This window comes from Vampirovibrionales bacterium (assembly GCA_016712355.1).
In the GTDB taxonomy this organism is placed as follows: Bacteria; Cyanobacteriota; Vampirovibrionia; order Vampirovibrionales; family Vampirovibrionaceae; genus JADJRF01.
Map to the genome: position 1 here is coordinate 400,800 of JADJRF010000005.1, position 15,686 is coordinate 416,485.

13 protein-coding genes are annotated in these 15,686 nt (G+C 54.8%); 8 read left to right on the forward strand and 5 right to left on the reverse strand.

Annotation, left to right across the window (positions count from 1 at the left end; all coding sequences use genetic code 11):
• Nucleotides 1-83: 83 nt before the first annotated feature.
• Nucleotides 84-902 (forward strand): DUF4346 domain-containing protein, encoded by an 819-nt coding sequence (locus tag IPK79_03270; GenBank protein MBK8189448.1) that lies wholly within the window; start codon nt 84-86, stop codon nt 900-902.
• On the opposite strand, the gene IPK79_03275 is transcribed toward IPK79_03270, so the two are convergent.
• On the reverse strand, nt 899-1,141 hold the full coding sequence (locus tag IPK79_03275) for a helix-turn-helix transcriptional regulator (GenBank protein MBK8189449.1): 243 nt from the start codon (nt 1,139-1,141) through the stop codon (nt 899-901). The genes IPK79_03270 and IPK79_03275 overlap by 4 nt on opposite strands.
• Nucleotides 1,142-1,601: 460 nt before the next feature.
• Entirely contained in the window at nt 1,602-2,750 is a 1,149-nt protein-coding gene (locus IPK79_03280) for a tetratricopeptide repeat protein (GenBank protein ID MBK8189450.1), read from the reverse strand.
• Nucleotides 2,751-2,977: 227 nt separating this feature from the next.
• On the opposite strand from IPK79_03280, the gene IPK79_03285 reads away from it, so the two are divergent.
• Nucleotides 2,978-4,558: a cysteine--tRNA ligase gene (locus IPK79_03285; protein MBK8189451.1), complete on the forward strand. Its 1,581-nt coding sequence runs from the start codon at nt 2,978-2,980 to the stop codon at nt 4,556-4,558.
• Here the strand turns inward: IPK79_03285 and IPK79_03290 are convergent.
• From IPK79_03290 to IPK79_03300, 3 genes are all read right to left on the reverse strand, one after another.
• Nucleotides 4,555-4,845 carry a hypothetical protein gene (locus tag IPK79_03290; GenBank protein ID MBK8189452.1) on the reverse strand — a complete coding sequence of 97 codons (291 nt, stop codon included), beginning with the start codon at nt 4,843-4,845 and terminating at the stop codon, nt 4,555-4,557. The genes IPK79_03285 and IPK79_03290 overlap by 4 nt on opposite strands.
• A 66-nt stretch (nt 4,846-4,911) precedes the next feature.
• Nucleotides 4,912-5,661, reverse strand: coding sequence for an anaerobic ribonucleoside-triphosphate reductase activating protein (locus IPK79_03295; GenBank protein ID MBK8189453.1), 750 nt, complete (start codon nt 5,659-5,661; stop codon nt 4,912-4,914).
• A gap of 3 nt (nt 5,662-5,664) precedes the next feature.
• Nucleotides 5,665-7,851, reverse strand: a complete 2,187-nt coding sequence (locus IPK79_03300; GenBank protein ID MBK8189454.1) for a ribonucleoside triphosphate reductase — start codon at nt 7,849-7,851, stop codon at nt 5,665-5,667.
• 532 nt (nt 7,852-8,383) lie between these two features.
• Here IPK79_03300 and IPK79_03305 point away from each other — a divergent pair.
• The 6 genes from IPK79_03305 (at nt 8,384) to IPK79_03330 (ending at nt 15,669) form a co-directional block, all read left to right on the forward strand.
• Nucleotides 8,384-8,701, forward strand: coding sequence for an STAS domain-containing protein (locus tag IPK79_03305; GenBank protein MBK8189455.1), 318 nt, complete (start codon nt 8,384-8,386; stop codon nt 8,699-8,701).
• Complete coding sequence (locus IPK79_03310; protein ID MBK8189456.1) at nt 8,694-11,567, forward strand: chemotaxis protein CheA; 2,874 nt, start codon at nt 8,694-8,696, stop codon at nt 11,565-11,567. Before IPK79_03305 ends, IPK79_03310 begins: the two co-directional genes overlap by 8 nt.
• 36 nt (nt 11,568-11,603) lie before the next feature.
• On the forward strand, nt 11,604-12,086 hold the full coding sequence (locus tag IPK79_03315; protein ID MBK8189457.1) for a chemotaxis protein CheW: 483 nt from the start codon (nt 11,604-11,606) through the stop codon (nt 12,084-12,086).
• Nucleotides 12,087-12,147: 61 nt separating this feature from the next.
• Nucleotides 12,148-13,665 (forward strand): globin-coupled sensor protein, encoded by a 1,518-nt coding sequence (locus tag IPK79_03320; GenBank protein MBK8189458.1) that lies wholly within the window; start codon nt 12,148-12,150, stop codon nt 13,663-13,665.
• Between the two features lie 47 nt (nt 13,666-13,712).
• The gene (locus tag IPK79_03325) at nt 13,713-14,804 is read left to right on the forward strand and encodes a chemotaxis response regulator protein-glutamate methylesterase (GenBank protein MBK8189459.1); all 1,092 of its coding nucleotides are present in this window, start codon (nt 13,713-13,715) and stop codon (nt 14,802-14,804) included.
• A gap of 19 nt (nt 14,805-14,823) precedes the next feature.
• A complete protein-coding gene (locus tag IPK79_03330) occupies nt 14,824-15,669 on the forward strand; it encodes a protein-glutamate O-methyltransferase CheR (protein MBK8189460.1) in 846 nt (281 codons plus the stop codon).
• Nucleotides 15,670-15,686 lie beyond the last annotated feature (17 nt).

Below are 15,686 nucleotides of genomic sequence, written 5' to 3' on the forward strand. Positions count from 1 at the left end.
GCAGCGCGCAATCAGGGCTTCAACGCAATTCTGGAAGTTCAAGCAGGTTATAATAGGTACTCGTTTTTCTGGGAGTCTTCGCCGTGTCCGCCTGTTCTTCAGATGAGCCCTTTTATTACCCGCATCCGGTCGCCATTTGTACGCTGGCCGATGATGCGCTTGCCGAGCGCCTGCGCGCGCGCGACGAACTCCAGGACCTGTTGATCGCCCCGCTGCGAACTGAAAATATCGGCATTGAGCAGATTATTCAATTCTGCGTCGAGCGCCCCACCCTGCGAGCGCTGATTCTGTGCGGCGAGGACGCCCGTCAGTGCGTGGGACATTTGCCCGGGGCCTCATTTGTGGCATTGCGCGATCATGGCGTCGATGACGCCGGACGCATTCGCAATGCGCCCGGCAAACGTCCCGTGCTGAAGAATCTTTCCGCCCCCGCGATTGCCCATTTCCGAAACGCCGTAACTGTCATCGATCGCGTGGACTGCGCAGACGATGCGCTCATTGTAGAAGACGTCCTGAAATGCCTGAAGACCTCTTACCCGCCTTGCGAACCATTTGACGCAACGAGTGACGCCGACGCGGCCCCGCTTTCGATCGATCTGGACGATGCAGAGGACGCCCTGCCCTGGCGATGCGATCCAGCGGGTTATTTCGTCATTGAACAGACAGGCGATCGGATTCAAATGCGGCATTACGACCCCGCTGGACGTCAAACCCTGATTCTGCGCGCCAAAACCGCGCGACGACTTTATCTCGAAGCCGTCGCCCGTCAACTGCTGTCACGCATGGATCACGCCGCTTATTTAGGGCGCGAACTGGCGCGCGCGCAAAACAGCCTGAACACAGGAACGACGTATCTTCAGGATGAAGACGTGACACAAATTATGACGCTAAGCGGCTCCTAATCGTCATTAAAAAAATCGTCATCCTCAAGCCCCTCGCTCGGCCTGGATTCTGTGAGGTCATCCAGCGAGCAGCCCAGCGTCTCACAGATTTCGACCGCTTTGGTCAGCCGCGGAAACACGCGCCCCTGATTCCAGTACATAACCGTTTGATGCGCCACAAATAGATGTTCCGCCAGTTGTCGCATGGTCCAGCCTTTGTATTGACGGGCGGCCTCGGCCACCCGGAGTCGTCGCAACACGGTAACAGCCTCCTTTTTATTTTGAGTCTCACTGAGCGAATAACATCCTGCTGACGTTTCGCCGTTATCACAACACCGAACGACGCATCACGCCGAAGGCCTGTGAGCATCACAGACCGTTCAAGATCGCTCAATTGCGCCATTCCCTTACTCGAAAATGACCACGTCCGTCAGAATGAAAGCGACGCGGCAACCCGCATCGACGTCCTTACAACATCACCAACCCTATCGATTGCGCTTTACAGGCTTCTCAAAACGAGAGAATCACAGACAAAGATCGCGTTCAGAAGTTAAAAAACCACTTGAACCGTATGAGCTTGAGAGAAGAGCCCCCCAGCAGATTGATTTATAGTTTAAATATAGAATATATCCACATAAAGTTCAAGAGGGTAGCGGTCATTTTTTTAACGAATCTAAAAAAACGCTCTCCCACATTGATTTTTTGTCTTTGACGCGCGCCTTAAGCCAAGACGGCGCGTCTGCCTGCCGACGAGGGAATCGACACAGGAGCCGGTGAAGCTGGTTTTGACACCGCTTGTCCGTGGCCGGGAGAGGTCGCTTTCAGGGACGGGTCGCGTAACAGATACAAAGCGCTTACCTTCTGATTGAGCGTTTCCGGGCTCTCGTTGAGGTATTTCAAAGCCAGATCCAGATTCGGATCGACGGTCGCGCCCTTATAATCGCGCCACACGCCCGCCAGTTCGCGGTACCCGTCCTGCTCTTCGCAAACCGAGCTCAGGGCGTCGTCATCGGCGGCATGGGTAAGTTCATGCGCCAGATATGCCGCCAGCACGTTGGGTTGAGCAAACGCCATTTCCGGCGAAAAACGAATGACGCGGCCGGCGAAATGGTCGTATTCGGCGACGTTATTCACGTTGTGGATCTGCTGGGTGCTGGCAAACTCGAACCGCGCCCGATCCAGCGCCTCCAGTTGCGCCGTCTGATTATTGCGAACGTAATAGTCTGTCAGTAACGCGCGCGCCTTGGCGAGTCTCTCAAAGCCCATGCGGCGCAAAGCGTCATTAATGGCCGTGGGCGGGTCGAGCTGAGAGGAAGCCCCTTTTAACAGCTTGAGATAAGCCAGTTGCCTCGCCGCCGGATCAAAGGTCGGGGCCATCGCCAAGGTCTTTTCGTATTGGGCTTGCGCGTCTTCCTGGCGACCGGTCGCCATCAACTGATTGGCCATCACGACGCGGGCGTCGTAATCGCGCGGATCGACGCCCAGCAGCCGCTGGAAAGCGTCAATCGCCTGCGCGCGTTCGCCCACGGAAAGATACGTCTGACCCAGGTTGAAATACGCGTCGGTATAAGCGGGATCCGTCTCAATGGCCTGAAGGTAAGCGCGAATCGCATCGCGAGGCTGTCCCGCACGTCGATAGGCGTTGCCCTGCTCTTTGACAATAACCGCGCGCTGACGATTGGCGGCGCTTCCCGGAGAAAAAGCGTCCAGGCTCTGAGTCGCGGGCAAAATGCCGCCGCCATACGACCATCCTTCCCATGACGGCGCCGCGCTGCGCGGCGTCATGGGCGCCCAGCCGTAGGCGTTGCCAGAAGCAAACGGCGCAGACGGCGGGGCGGGCAGTGGAAAAGTATAAGGCGAATTGAGCATAGAAGCCTTTTATAAAAGAGATAGGAAGAGACAAGAAGAGACCAAAAGAGGAAGCGCGCGCGCCGTTTTGGCAGGCTAATTGAGCGATTTCAAACGTAACTGGAAGCCGAATCGACCTTCTTGGCAGAAAACCTCGCAAGACCAATTGTTGCGTTTTTGCTCCCCACATGGCCCTTGCGCGTCATGCGCTTGTTACAATAGACGGACTCATGAAACAGGAGATCCCCATGGCGGTAGCGACGCCCCGCTTTACCAATACGCTCAGCGGCCAGAAAGACCCGCTACAACCGCTGGAGCCCGGCAAGGTACGCCTCTACGTTTGCGGGCCGACGGTTTATGATGATGCGCATCTGGGGCATGCGCGCTGCTACGTCACATGGGACGTCTTGCTCAGGGCGTTACGGTTTTTGGGATATGACGTTCGCTACGCGCGCAACGTCACCGATGTGGACGACAAGATTCTCGCCCGCGCGCGCCAGAATGGAGAACCGTTTGAGGCGCTCGCCGAGCGTTATATTGCGCGATTTCATGAGGACATGGCCGCCCTCAACGTCTTGCCGCCAACAGAAGAGCCGCGCGCAACCGCCTTTATCGAAGAGATGATCGCGGGGGTTGAGGCCTTACTGGCCGCCGGATATGCGTATTGCGCCCCAGACGGAACCGTGTATTTTCGGACAGCGGCCAAAGCGGATTACGGCAAGCTGTGCAAGCAGCCGCTGGACGATTTACGTCAGGGCGCGCGAGTGGAACTTAATCCCCATAAAGAATCGCCGCTGGATTTTGCGCTCTGGAAAGGCATTGCGGCCGATGACCCCGACGGCTGGCCCTCTCCATGGGGACGCGGACGCCCCGGATGGCACCTGGAATGCTCGGCCATGAATCATCGATTATTTGGCGCTCAAATTGATATTCACGCGGGCGGCGCCGATCTGACTTTCCCCCATCACGAAAATGAAATCGCCCAATCGGAAGCCTGGACGGGTTGCGCCCCTTTTGCGGGGCTGTGGCTCCACAACGGCTTTGTCAACGTCAGCGGCGAGAAGATGTCAAAAAGCCTGGGCAATTTTGCGACCGTACGTACGTTGCTCACCCAGTATGACACCAATACTATCCGCTACTTTTTGCTGACGAACCATTACCGCATGCCGGTGGATTTCACGGATACGGCGCTGAACGGGGCGCGCAACCGGATGATTAAGATACATCGCGCCTTGCGCTCTGCCTGCCAGACGCTGGGCCTGTGTTCGCAAACGCTTGCCGAACAACCTATTGGCGAGCGCTTTGAACGTGAGCGTTCCTCGCTACTAGACGCCTTCGGCGCGGCCTTATGCGACGATCTCAATACGCCGCAAGCGCTTGCGACGCTGGATGAGGCTATTACTGCGCTAAACCGGGCCAATCAGCCAGACGCCGCCCAACCTGAGGGACTTCAATTCGATTTGCCGACGATTCGCGCTCGATTTCTGGAGGCGCTGACCATCTGGACGCATTTGGGCTTTGACGCGCAACAGGCATTGACGTCAGAAGCGGGGTCTGAGACGTCAGAGGGTGGTTTTTCCGCCGAGACGCGCGATGCATTGCGGCTGATAGCTCGCGAATTGGGCGGTGACTGGCTTGCGCCCGACCCCTCGGCTTCGCAAGCGCTGGCCCAGATCATCGCGTATCGACAAGAGGCGCGCGCTACCAAAAACTGGGCGCAGTCCGACGCCATTCGCCAACACCTGCAAGACGTCGGTATCCGTCTGATGGACCGCAAAGACGGCGGCATCGATTGGGAGTGGCTCAGCCCCAAACCTGAGTCCGTCTAGGGGGACGTTCCGCGTGCGCCCGCGGGCTGAGGCGTGACCACATGCCCCTCAACATCCATATTATGAAACTCAATCAACGGCTCTTGCGAGGGTGGATTTTTGTGACTCCAGAACGGGTCTTGCGCCCACGGCGCCCGCTGACGCCACAGCCAGTTTTGCTGCTCGGATTGCAGCACGCGACCGGCATCGGTGTACGCGGGCGCCGTCTGAGCGAGAGCGGGGGCCAGCGGCGAAACAGCAGCCGCGATCATCGGCAAAAGAAGCAGGAACCAAGCCTTCAAACGCATCGCAACATCTCCTCTGTTATCTTTCTATTGTAGCCCAAGACGCTTACGGCGGCGAGGCGCAGCGCGCTAACGTATCATGCAGGGCGTTCCGGCTGCGGTAATGGCTTCAGCGGCGTCGGCGAGCGCTTGCTCGGGGAATCCCTGCGCGATGCGGGCAAAATCGGGATCCACCAGGTCGCCCGGCTTAAAGCGTTGCAAGACATAGCGTTGGGCGCCCTGGGTCAGGCGTCCCATGGCGTATAAATCTTCAGGCGTATGCAAGGGTTGAACGACCGTGGTGCGAAACTCATGCGCCACGCCACTGGCGCGAATCAGCTCGATGCTGCGCGCGATCGCCTCCGTGTCCACGTGAGCCAGACCTGCGGCTGCGGCGTAATTTTCTAAGGGCGCTTTAACGTCCATCGCCACAAAATCCAGCAGTCCCCGTCCCAGCAGATCGGCCAAAACATCGGGACGCGCGCCATTGGTATCCAGTTTGAGGGCATAGCCCATCGCGCGCACGGTTTCCATAAAACGCCCCAGACCCGGTTGGAGGGTGGGTTCCCCGCCGCAAATCACCACGCCGTCGAGCTTGCCGCGACGCTTTTCCAAAAATGCCAACACGCTTTGCAACGTTAAGGCGGGGTCTATGCTCTGACGACTCAGCGCCAAGGCCGGATTGTGACAGAACGGACAGCGAAAATTGCATCCCTGCGTGAACACTACGGCGCTGACGCGACCCGGAAAATCAACGAGGGAGGCGCGAATGAGCCCCCCGATTATTATATCCGCCCCTCCCCCGTCGGGGGGAGGGGGGTGATGAGAGAAGTCGCTCACGCCTCAGGCCACAACGGCGCGGCGTTCCCAGTCCAGCTCGCTTGGGATTTCGAAGTCTGACAGCGTGCCGGGCGTAAAAGATGCCCCATCGACCATAAACGTTTTTCGCATTTCGAATTCGGCTTGCTTGCCGACATTCCATTGCTCGACAGGCCGCAGATAGCCAACGACCCGTGAGTAGACCTCTGAGGTCGCCCCGCATTGCGGACACAGCGCATGTTGCCCGGCACGGTATCCATGCGAAGGGCAAACGCTGAAGGTCGGCGAAATCGTAAAGTAAGGCAGGCGGTAATTTTCGCAGACCTTTTTGACAAAGGCCTTAACTGAGCCTGTCTCACGGATTTCTTCGCCGACAAATACATGGACGACAGTGCCGCCAGTATATTTGGCCTGCAAATCATCCTGATGGTCCAGCAATTCGAAGATGTCCTCGGTGTAATTCACCGGCACATGAGACGAATTGGTGTAGAAGGGCTCCGCCCCGCGCGCCACAGCCGCCGTATTGGCAAAGCGAATCTTGGGGAATTTTTTGCGATCCAGTCGCGCCAAGCGGTACGACGTGCCTTCCGCCGGCGTCGCTTCCAGATTGTAGAGATTACCTGTTTCTTCCTGGAAGGCCTGCATGCGCTCACGCATATAATCCAGCACGTCTTCGGCAAAGCGCTTGCCGGATTCATCGTCAATGCCCACGCCCAGCAGGTTCAGGCACGCTTCGTTCATGCCAACCAGACCGATCGTGGAGAAGTGATTGTTCCAATACTTACCAAAGCGTTGAGAAATAGCGCGCAGATAGAACTTGGTATATGGGTAAAGATTTTTATCCGTGAGGGTCTCCAGCATTTTACGTTTAATTTCAAGGCTGTTTTTGGCGATTTCCATCAATCCGTCCAGCCGCTGGAAAAACTCCTGACGCGATTTACTGACGTAGCCGATGCGCGGCAGATTAATCGTTACCACCCCGATGGAGCCGGTCAGCGGATTGGCTCCAAAAAGCCCGCCGCCGCGGCGATCCAGCGTTCGGGTATCGAGCCGCAGCCGACAGCACATGGATCGCGCGTCTTCCGGCGACATTTCGGAATTGACGAAGTTGGCGAAGTACGCAATCCCGTAGCGGGCCGTCACCTCCCATAAGCGCTCCAGTTGCGGATTGCCCCAATCGAAGTCGCGACCGATATTATAGGTCGGAATCGGGAATGTGAAGACGCGGCCCTTGGCGTCGCCTTCCATCATGACTTCCATGAACGCCTGATTGAGCATGTCCATCTCAACCTGAAACTCGCCGTATGTCTCTTCCTGCGGCGCGCCCCCGCGAATCACGGGCTCGTTGGCGTACATGGAAGGGCATTTGACGTCCATCGTGATATTGGTAAAAGGCGTCTGAAAGCCCACGCGCGTCGGCACGTTGACGTTAAAGACGAACTCCTGCAAGGCCTGCTTGACCTCGTCATAGCTGAGCCCGTCATAGCGGATATAGGGGGCCAGAAACGTATCAAAGTTAGCAAAAGCCTGCGCGCCGGCAGCCTCGCCCTGTAAGGTGTAAAAGAAGTTGACGATTTGCCCTAAAGCCGTTCTGAAATGGCGCGCCGGCCGGCTTTCCATTTTGCCAGAAACCCCGGTGAAGCCTTGCGTCAGCAAGTCTTTCAAATCCCAACCAACGCAATACACCGAGAGCTGGTTTAAATCGTGCAGGTGGAGATCGCCGCCCTCATGGGCCTGCCGCACCTCTGCCGGGTAGATTTTACTCAGCCAGTAAGTTTTACTCACCTCAGAGGCAATATAGTTGTTGAGCCCCTGAAGCGAGTAGGCCATGTTGCTGTTTTCGTTGACCTGCCAATCCAGACAGGCGAGATAATTATCCATTAAATCGACGTTGGCCGACGAAATCAGCTCACGCATCCGCGTATGCTGCTCACGATACAGAATGTAGGCTTTGGCGGTTTTTTTATACGGGGAGCCCAGCAAGACTTCTTCTACAACATCCTGAATATCTTCGACGCTGGGCAATTCGCGCTCAAACATGGTCTGAAGAATCGACATCGCGCGAATCGCAAGCTTTTCTGCCGCGGCCGCATCCATTTCGCCGCTCGCCTGACCCGCCTTGGTCAAAGCGGCGGTGATTTTCCTGGGATCAAAGGCGACAACATCGCCATTGCGTTTCTTGACGCGCGTTAATAAAGTGACAACGACCATCAGGCTAACTCCCTTTCTCTATATGCGGCGACTGAACGGGCCAATAACTCTCTCTTAAGCGATCCTGGCATTAAAATTTGCTGTTGGGGGACTCTCTCCGGGCGCTGGGCCACAAGAGGCTCTCTATCGTCGAAGCAACGTCCATCCAAAGACGCTGCGCAGATTACGCAACAAATACGTATAATCCGCAGAAGTGTTATTATACGAAATCGATGAGGAAGAGGACCATTAGCCAGATGGGGAGGCATGGTCCTGCGCCAGAGGGGAATTGACGCCTGAAATGCGGCTGGCCGTTAAAATTCCCTCTGGCATCTTCACGTATTGTTTCGTGCGACACGTGTCAAAAGTGACGTTCTGCGTGAGAGCGGCTTGCTTGCAGCATCAACGAGGCGTCTTTTAGGCGGACGCAGCGCGAACTTCCTATAGCTGGAGGATCTGGGGCGCAGAAATATTTCTTAATATGAAGACACCCTCCCCCTAACCGGCCAAGAGGATGTTCGCTGAGTCTATTGCGAAAAAAGGAGACGCCGCGGTGAAAACAAGTAAAAACAAGGATACCTTACGTCTGACGCCGGAACAGGATTGGCACGTTTCCACTGTAGACGCCGAGCAGAAAGCAATTGAAAAAGCCTTGCAGAGCAAGACCTCTGGAGAAGTTTTACTGGATCTGACGCAAATCGACCAGATGGACTCGATGGGCCTCAAGTTATTGGTTGGCCTGTATAAAACCTGCGTCAAAAAAGGCTTGAAACTGCGCGTAGAAGCGTCTTCTTCCAAAATTTTGCGCTTGACGCGCCTGTGCGGACTCAATCAATACATCGAGATTCAGGAGGTCGTCGCTCATGGTTAAGCTTAGTGACGAAAGTTTTCTGCAAAGCTTTGTCGTCGAAACGAAAGAGCACCTGGCGGAAATCGAGCCGGATTTACTGGCGCTGGAAAAAGACGGCCAACACGCCGACGCGGAAGTGATTAATCGGATTTTTCGCGCCATTCACAGCGTCAAAGGGGGGGCCGGGTTTTTTGGCTTTGAGTCGCTCAAGAGTCTGTCGCATGTGATGGAAAGTCTCCTGATGTTGATTCGCGACGGGAAGGTCAGCCCGGAACCGGACGTGGTAGACGCGCTGCTGGCAGGCGTCGATAAACTGAATCAGATGATGGGGGATGTTGAAAGCAGTGACAGCGTCGACTGCGAAGAAGAAATTGAAACGCTTGAAAATCTGCTGCAAGGCACAGAATTTCGAAAAACAAGCAGCGCGAAGAAATCAGCAGCCGGCGAACCGCTGAAAACCATGAGCGCGTTCCCGTTCTCGCCTGATCGGCAGGCCATTTTAAACGCGCTGGCGCAAAACAAAAACCTCTACGGCGTTCGCGCCTTGATGGATGAAGACGTCGTCGCCCAGAACCGGACGCCTCTCTCCTTAATGGATCAACTTGATGATATCGGCCTGGTACTGGATACGGCGCTCGATATCAACGCCTTCCCCGATCTGGAAAGCGCTTGTCTGGACGCCCCCTTACCGTTGTACTTCTTGTACGCCTGCGAACTCGACGCCGATGAGATCTCGACGAAGATCAGCATCCCGCAAGCGCGGATTCAGACGCTCGACTTTATGGAAGTGCTGGAAGGGACAGCGGAGCTGAATCGCGGAGAGGAAGAATCGGCGCCAGCCGCGCCCGAAAAGCCGGTCAAAGCGCGCAGCGCCTCTAAAAAATCGGCGCCAAAAACGGAGGAGGCGCCCGTTCAAGAAGCGTCTCAGAAACCAATCGCGCCAGAAAAGCGTCCCGCCGTCACGCCCAAGTCAGAAAGCGAGCAGGACGAAGCCGCGCGAGCAGAGTCTTCAGCGCTGGACGCCAGCCTTAAATCGGCCGTGAATACGGACACGGTCCGGGTGAAAGTCGAACTGCTTAACAACCTGATGAATCAGGCTGGCGAAATGGTGCTATTACGCAACCAGCTCATGCGCCGACTGGAGAGTGAGACCAGCCGCATTGCGGGGCTTCAGATGATTCTTCAGAATCTGGATCTGACGACGACCAATATGCAGGAGCATATTATGCAAACGCGGATGCAGCCGCTGGGCAGCATTTTCGGGAAATTCCCCCGCGTGGTGCGCGATATTTCCCGACAACTCAATAAAGACATTACGCTGCAAATGAGCGGCGAAGATGTTGAATTGGACAAATCGTTAATTGAGGCATTATCCGATCCACTGACGCACTTGATCCGCAATTGTTGCGATCATGGCGTCGAGACGCCCGAAGAGCGCGAGCGCGCAGGCAAGCAGGCGACAGGACGCATTTATTTACAGGCGTTTCATGAAGGCGGCCAGATCAATATCCGCGTTTCAGATGACGGGCGCGGCATCGATCCAGAGCGCATTGCGAAAAAAGCGGTAGACAGCGGCGCCATCGCCAAAGCCGATGTTGATCGGATGTCCGACAAGGAGAAAACCAATCTGATTTTCCTGCCCGGACTCTCAACGGCTGAGAAAGTAACGGATCTGTCGGGCAGAGGCGTCGGCATGGACGTCGTGCGCACCAATATTGAAAAGCTCGGCGGCAGCATTACGCTGGATTCCGAACTGGGGGCCGGCTCCTCCGTATTGCTACGCTTACCGCTGACGCTCGCCATTATCCCGTCACTGATTATTGCCGTGGGCGATCAGCGTCTGGCCTTGCCGCAGGTCAATCTGGTGGAATTAATTTTCATCAAGTCTCATGAACGCGCACAAAAAATCGAGCGGATTGGCGGGGCCACCGTGCTGCGCTTACGAGGCAAGTTGCTACCATTGGTTTATTTATCGGATGTGCTGAACGTCCAGCGCGTCTATCCTGACCCGCAAACCGGAGCGGCGCAACCCGATCGTCGCGAAACGCTTCTGGATCGCCGTCAGCGCGACCCGGAACAACACCCCATGGCAGAAGCAGTCGAAACCGCCCTGAGCGCAGGACGTGAGTTTTCTCACCGGGGCGAATCGCGACGAGCACAAGAAGGTCAGGACTTCTATGTCGTCGTGGTGAAGGTCGGCATCAGCCAGTACGGCTTGATCGTCGATGCGATTCACGATTTGGAAGAAATCGTTGTCAAACCATTGTCGGGCTATCTCAAGGACTGCCAGTGCTTTAGCGGCGCAACGATCATGGGCGACGGCAAAGTAGCCATGATTCTGGACGTGGGCGGGACCGCCGCCTATCGAAAACTCTCGTTTACTGACGCCAAATCGGAAGAACTCCTCACCAACGACGAGCGGCGGCGCCAGGATCGCGGCAACGTCACGCGCATGGAAATTATTTTGTTCAAAAATGCGTCTGACGAAATCTTCGCCGTACCGCTGGCCTCGGTGTTACGCCTGGAGAAGGTAACCCTGGCGGAAATCGAGCATATTGGCAACCGCGAATACTTATCGTACCGAGGCAAGGGATTACCCCTGTTACGGATGGAATGCTGTCTACCCGTCGCGCCCATCGACTCTCGCGATCGGGAAGACGTTTACATGATCATTCCCAAAATGAGCCAAGGCATGGTAGGCCTGCTCGCGTCAGAAATTGTGGATACGCTGACCGTCGAAGTAACTATGCAAAAGGCCTTTGACGGACGATGCGAAGGCGTGATTGGGGCCGCATTGGTGAACGGCCATCTGACGGTCTTTATTGAGCCTGAAAGTCTGGTATTGGGGTCCGGTATCGTGCTGGAGTCCGAACTGGCCTGCGTCTAAGCCTGATTACCGACAATTAGCGGAAGGATTCATGTCATGGCGACCAAAACTTTTACGACCTTTAAACTCAAAGACCAGTTATTTGGCGTCGAAGTGCTTTATGTCCGGGAAATTAACCGTCAATTAGACACCACGCCCGTTCCGCACGCGCCCTGTTTTGTTCGGGGTCTGCTAAACCTGCGCGGACAGATTGTCACCATTCTCGATCTGCAGAAACGCTTGAGCGAGCATAACGCAGAAATCACCGAGCAATCGTGCAACCTCATTCTTAAAACAGAAAACGAGTTAGCGCCCATTCGCACCCGTGAGAAACGGCCTGACCTGAAAACCACCAGTGATCATGTCGGCCTTCTTGTTGACAGCATTGATGAAATTATCTGCATCAATGAAGACGACATTGCAGAGCCGCCCGTGAACGTCGGCGATGTTGAAAAAAAATATCTCAGCGGGGTCACGACCCTCGAAGGGCGTTTGCTGGGCATTCTGGCGGTAGACAAAGTACTGGAAATGCAACGATAAACAGCGTTCACAAAAATAGTCTTCCCTCGCTCATAGTCCCCACAGAAAGGCGATTACACCCATGGCCCATAATTATAATAGCGACGATCAACTGCGATTTTTGGGCATCGACCAGGAATCACGCTCAGCGCTTGCGAGCTTTTTACCCGTCGTGGAGAGAAACCTTCGCGACGTGTTGGAAGGCTTTTATGGTCATATTACCCAATGGGATGTTCTGCGCCATAAATTCGGGGGCGAGGCCGGTATTCAACAGGCCAAACGCCTGCAAGGAGAGCATTGGCTTCAGTTATTCTCCGGTCGTTTTGACGACCATTACTTTCAACGCGTCACGCAAATCGGTCAAGTCCACGAACGGCGCGCCATTGAACCGCGTTATTACGTAGGGGCGTATTGCTATGCCGTCAATCGTCTTTGCGAAGCAGCGCTGCAAGAATATAGCAAAACGCCAGCTCAGGCCGCGAAAACCATTCGCGCCATTTTACAGGCCTCCTTCCTTGATATGGCAATCGCCATTACCGTTTACAACGATACAGTGCGGCAAACGTCCGCCAATAAGTTGAATGGGGTAATTGACTCACTGGAAAACACACTCAGCGAAGTTGCGGACCTGAATGGCAACGTCAACACAGTCGCGGCTGCTGTCGAAGAATCGACTTCCAATATTCGCGAAGTGTTTTCATCCAGCGAAAAAGTCGCCCAGAATATCGACGTCGTTGGCGAATCTGCGCGGCATATGTCCAAAAATATGCAATCTGTGGTAGGCGCAACCGAAGAAATGACGAGCAACATTAACACTGTGGCCGCCGCCATGGAAGAAATGGCCGCCTCGCTTTCAGAAGTCGCCAAAAGCGCGGCCCATGGGTCTCAAATCACAACGCAGGCTTCTGAGCGCGCCGATGCAACCAAAGCGACAGTGAACGAATTAGGCGCATCCGCCAAGCAAATTGTAAACGTCGTGGATTTGATTAAAGGAATTTCAGCGCAGACCAATTTGCTTGCCTTAAACGCGACAATTGAAGCCGCCAGCGCCGGAGACGCGGGCAAAGGCTTCGCTGTGGTCGCCAACGAGGTAAAAGAACTCGCCAAACAGGCCTCTAGCGCCACTGAGGAAATCCGCGCGCAGGTCGAGCAGATGCAGAAAAATACCAATTCAGCCATTAGCGCCATTGGGGACATCACCGAAATTATCAGCCAGATTAATCAGATTAATCACACCATTGCAAACGCCGTAGAAGAGCAAACCGCCACCACTAACGAAATTACGCGCAACGTCGGGGGCCTGGTTCGCGCCTCGAATGACGTTTCTCAAAACGTGGTCGAAGCGGCGTCTCTGGCCGTATCGGTAGCAGACCGAGCCGTTGACTCCTCACAAGGCATGTTACAGATAACCCGCAATATGGAAGAGTTGAATCTCGCGTCCACAGAAATGGCGCGATCCGCAAACGATTCTGCGGTGCGGGCCAACCATATTACCTCTGATATTCGAGACCTGAATGACTCCACCCGACTCACGATTCGGGAAGTCACGCAGCAGGGACAAGACGCGCCGAGTAACCAACGCCCTCTCGTCACCGTATAATTCCAGACTCTTTTTACGACTTCGCCACAGGTTTTCCAGAGGTTTTCATGAGCTCACCTCTCAAACTCATGATTGTGGACGATACCCTGACGTATCGCATGATCCTGAAAAACGTCATTGCCGATATTCCCGCGACAGTCGTCGTCACCACGGCAAACGACGGGGTAGAAGCCTTGGAAAAGCTTAAAACCAACGCCATCGATCTGGTGTTGCTCGACGTCGAAATGCCGCGAATGGATGGCATTGCAACCTTACGGGAAATTCGTCGCCTTTATCCCCGAATCGGCGTCGTCATGGTCAGCGGCATTAACCTCTCCAGCGTCGAAGTTACTATTAAAGCCCTGGAAGCCGGCGCGCTTGATTTTGTCCGAAAACCGGATTCGAGCGACATCAGCGTCAACACCACCAAACTCAGAGATAAATTATCGCCCATTTTCAAGTGTTTTGTCGCCAACCAGCAACGCAGCAGCTATTCGCCCAATACACGCCCGCCCGCTTTAACGCCGCCCTCTCTATTACAACAACCCAGACGCTCCAACCCGCCGACGCGAATTGATGTAGTCGCCATCGGGGTTTCGACCGGCGGCCCCAAAGCGTTACATGAGGTTATCCCCAAATTACCCGGCAATTTAGGGGTTCCGATTCTCGTCGTGCAGCATATGCCACCAGTCTTCACGGCGTCTCTGGCTGACAGCCTCAACAAAATTTCTTCTTTAACCGTAAAGGAAGCGGAAGAAGGAGAACCCGCTTTGCCTAACACGGTTTATATCGCGCCGGGCGGAAAACACATGCATATTTTTAATCATATGGACCGGGCAAACAAACCAACGCCTCATATCGCTTATTCGATGGAACCTCCCGAGAACAGCTGTCGCCCGGCTGTCGACGTTTTATTCCGATCGATTGGCCCTGTTTACGGGCCCCGGGTCCTAGCCATTATTATGACGGGAATGGGCTACGACGGAAAACTGGGCGTCGCGGAACTCAAGAAAACCGGCTGTTACTGCCTTTCCCAAACCGAATCGTCATGCGTTGTATATGGAATGCCGCGCGCCGTAGACGAAGCCCATTTGAGCGATGAAAACGTGGAGCTGGGCACAATGGCCGATCGCATCACCTCATTGATACTGAAGCGCTAGCGGAAAGAACGACGATCTCATGGCCTTTTCATTAAATTATCCGGAATTCGTTCTCCTTCGGGATCTCATCCAGAAGGAATCCGGCATTGCGGTAGAAGACAATAAGATGTACCTGATTGAAGGCCGCCTGCTTAAAATTCTGGTAGACGCCAACTGTACGGGCTTCAGTGACCTGTACGTCAAGGCGTCTTCGCCGGGAGCGCGCGATCTTCGCAATAGAATTGTCGACGCAATGACCACCAACGAAACCTTGTGGCTACGAGATAGCCGACCTTTTGACCTGCTTAAAAATCATTTTTTTCCTCTGTATGACCAGGAAATACAAAGCGGAAAACGGACGCGAGTATTTGTCTGGTCCGCAGCGGCTTCGACCGGCCAAGAGGCTTACTCCGTCGCCATGATGGCACACGAGTGCGCACGGCAGGGCAAAGGACGGGCATTGCTCAACGCACTTCAAATTTACGGAACAGATATTTCCTCAACCGTGCTCGATACCGCCCGTCTCGGGGAATACGATTCATTAGCCATGTCTCGGGGGCTAGCGCCCGATCTCAAAAGCCGGTATTTTCGCGATGCAGGCGCCAAGTGCGTCCTGTCCGACGAAGTCCGGAAAATGGCGCGGTTTGAGCAATTCAATCTCATGAACCCTTTCACCCACCTGAATCAGGTCGATATCGTATTACTGCGAAATGTCGCAATCTACTTTTCGCAGGCGGCTAAAATCGATCTATTCAAACGAATCGCAAAGATCATGGCTCCCAACGGGATTCTGATTATTGGCGCTTCTGAAACCTTGATGGGATACAGTAACGACTTCGATCGATTCGAAATCGAGAAGTGTCCTTATTATCAACTGAAACCTTAAAATCATCAATTAAGACG

What these genes read in the sequence shown, in the direction of transcription:
- IPK79_03280 (MBK8189450.1), bottom strand. Translation starts at nt 2,750, where the DNA reads ATGCTCAATTCGCCTTATACTTTTCCACTGCCCGCCCCGCCGTCTGCG.
- IPK79_03285 (MBK8189451.1), top strand. Translation starts at nt 2,978, where the DNA reads ATGGCGGTAGCGACGCCCCGCTTTACCAATACGCTCAGCGGCCAGAAA.
- IPK79_03290 (MBK8189452.1), bottom strand. Translation starts at nt 4,845, where the DNA reads ATGCGTTTGAAGGCTTGGTTCCTGCTTCTTTTGCCGATGATCGCGGCT.
- IPK79_03300 (MBK8189454.1), bottom strand. Translation starts at nt 7,851, where the DNA reads ATGGTCGTTGTCACTTTATTAACGCGCGTCAAGAAACGCAATGGCGAT.
- IPK79_03310 (MBK8189456.1), top strand. Translation starts at nt 8,694, where the DNA reads ATGGTTAAGCTTAGTGACGAAAGTTTTCTGCAAAGCTTTGTCGTCGAA.
- IPK79_03315 (MBK8189457.1), top strand. Translation starts at nt 11,604, where the DNA reads ATGGCGACCAAAACTTTTACGACCTTTAAACTCAAAGACCAGTTATTT.
- IPK79_03320 (MBK8189458.1), top strand. Translation starts at nt 12,148, where the DNA reads ATGGCCCATAATTATAATAGCGACGATCAACTGCGATTTTTGGGCATC.
- IPK79_03325 (MBK8189459.1), top strand. Translation starts at nt 13,713, where the DNA reads ATGAGCTCACCTCTCAAACTCATGATTGTGGACGATACCCTGACGTAT.
- IPK79_03330 (MBK8189460.1), top strand. Translation starts at nt 14,824, where the DNA reads ATGGCCTTTTCATTAAATTATCCGGAATTCGTTCTCCTTCGGGATCTC.